The organism is Kitasatospora sp. NPDC004799 (genome assembly GCF_040609095.1).
Taxonomy (GTDB): domain Bacteria; phylum Actinomycetota; class Actinomycetes; order Streptomycetales; family Streptomycetaceae; genus Kitasatospora.
Genome location: NZ_JBEXJK010000674.1, coordinates 1 through 2,557 on the forward strand (window position 1 = coordinate 1; position 2,557 = coordinate 2,557).

Annotated in this window: 1 protein-coding gene; it reads right to left on the reverse strand. The window is 76.3% G+C overall.

The genetic code is table 11. The annotated features are described in order from the left end of the window. Positions 1-60: 60 nt before the first annotated feature. A complete protein-coding gene (locus tag ABZW03_RS39745) occupies positions 61-2,394 on the reverse strand; it encodes a zinc-binding dehydrogenase (protein ID WP_355269596.1) in 2,334 nt (777 codons plus the stop codon). Positions 2,395-2,557 lie beyond the last annotated feature (163 nt).

The following is a 2,557-nucleotide window of genomic DNA, read 5'->3' on the forward strand; positions in this document are numbered from 1 at the left end:
TCCCTTTCTGTCCGCGCCCGTGGGTGGGCGGCCGGCCGGCCGCCCTCCCTCGTGCGTCGCTCACGCCTCCCGGTGGACGTCCACCAGCACCTTGCCCACGGTCTGCCGCGCGGCCATCGCCCGGTGCGCCTCGGCCACCCCGGACAGCGGTACGGTCCGGTCGATCCGCGCCACCACCCGGCCCTCGACGGCCAGCCGGAACAGGTGGTCCGCGATGTCCTCGAACAGCGCCCGGTCGGTCAGGACGTGCTTGAGCCAGAAGCCCTGCGCCCCCGCCGAGCCCTCGGTCAGCTCGGTCATCGTGAAGGTGTCCACCACGCCCTCCCGCGCCCCGACCGACACCAGCCGCCCGAACGGGGCCAGCCCGGCCAGACCGGCGCGCAGCACCGGGCCGCCGACCGAGTCGAGGAACAGGTCCACCCCGCCGGACTCCGCGAGCCGCCCGGCCAGCTCGGGGTCCTCGGGGTCGAGCACCTGGTCGGCGCCGAGCGAGCGGAGGAACTCCCGCTTCTCCGGGGTGGAGGCCAGGGCGACCACCCGGCGCGCCCCCAGCGCCCGGGCCAGCTGCACCGCCAGGTGGCCGACCCCGCCCGCCGCCGCGGTCACCGCGACGGTCTCGCCCGCCCGCAGCCGCCCCGCCAGGGTCAGCGCGCCGTAGGCCGTCGCCCCCTGCTCCAGCAGCGCGAGCGCCTGCGCGTCGTCCACCCCGTCCGGCACCTCCACCGTGTGCGCCGCCTCGGGGGCGGCCACCTCGGCGTACCCGCCGCCGGTGCGCAGCAGCGCGACGACCCGCTTCCCGTCCCCGCGGCGCCGCCCGACCACGTCGACGCCGAGCACCGCAGGCAGCGGGAGCTCCAGGTACTCGCCGGCCCGGATCTCCAGGTCGGCGTAGTTGAGCCCGGCCAGGGTGACGTCGACCAGCACCCGGCCCGGGCCGGCCACCGGCTCCGGCACCGTCGCGATGCGGAGCTCCTCCGGCCCGCCGTAGCGGTGGATCAGCAGGGCGCGCATCCCGCTCCCGGCGGCCACCGCCTCCGCCTCCGCCGCCTCCGGCTCCGGCCCCGGCTCCGGCCCGGTGAACAGCGCGAGCAGCGCGGCCTCCAGGGTGCGGGCGGCCGCCGGGCTCTCGGCGACCACGCAGTACATCACCGAGCCGTCGGCGGGCCCGAAGTCGCTGCTGAACAGCACGCCGGTGCCGGTCTCCGGGTCGAAGGCCAGCCCGGCCGCGCCGACCGCCGCCACGGCCTCGGCGAAGGAGGGCACCGTGAGCCCGGCGAGCTCCAGGAGGTGGCGCGCGCCCCGGTGCTCCGGGCGCAGCAGGCGGCCGAGGAAGACGTCGTGCAGGTGGCTGGAGCCGGTGAGCCGGGCGTTGGTCTCGTGGAAGTAGAGCTCGCCCTTGGGGGTCAGCACGGCGTCGGCGCTGACCGTGCCCCGGTAGCCGATCACCCGCAGCGCCTCGCACAACCGGGCGCCCTGCCGGACGAGTTCGGCCATGACGTCGGCACCCGGGGTGACCGGCGGGGTGATCTCCCCGACCACCACCGGCCGCATGACCATCTCGCCGCAGCCGGCGAGCACCGCGGCCGTGTCGTCGATCACGAACTGGGCGTACAGCGGCGCGGAGTCGGCGAAGTACCGCTCCACCACCACCCGCTGGCCGCGTCCGCCGGTCAGCCAGCTCCACCGCTCGGCCACGTACCCGGCCACCGCGGCCCGGTCCGGCAGCGGCACCACCCGCTCGGCACCGACCGCCGCCACCTCCTCGTCCCGGGCGAGGATCTCGTTGCCCAGGCCGCCACCCTGGAACTCGACCTTCACCATCACGCTGTGCCCCTGCCCCAGCAGGTGCTCGACGGCGGCCTCGACCTCGGCGGGCGAGCCGGCCACCGTCCCGGGCGGGATCGGCACCCCGACGCCGGCGGCCAGCGCCCGGAACCCCGCCTTGCTGTTCACCAGGGCGTTGCCGCCCTGCGCGGCGAAGGGCCGGCCGGGCATGGCCTCCGCCACCCCGAGCGCGGCCGCCAGCTCGGCCACCGCCCCGTTCGGCGAGATGGCCAGCACCTCGTCCACCGCGCGCCCCGCCAGCACCCGGCGCAGCTCCGCCCGGAAGTCCGGGTCGGCCAGCCGGTCGGCGGTGAGCACCTGGCCGCCCTGGGCACCCGGCGGCGGCACCACGAAGGTCAGGCCGCCGGCCCGCACCCCGGTCAGCCCCGTGACGTACGCCAGGAACGCCGGGTCGGGGGCCCCGGGCAGCACCAGGACGTCGCCGTCCTCGGCCCACCAGAGCATCCGCTGCGCCCCGCACCCGGCGAACGACTTCTCCGACGGCGTCATCCCGGTGAGGTCCCCGACCATCTCCTCGGTACGGCTGTTCGCGATGCAGAGCCTCGTCATCTGGTGAACTCTCCCGGTGTCCGGCGCTGTTGCGGTCCTGGTCCGACGCACGACACGGGTGTGGCGTGCGCTACCGGTGTAGCGCACCGGGGTTGTTCTGGTTCGGCCCTCGGTCATTGAACAAAACCCCGAACAACCGCCGGCACCGTGGGCACCGACGTCC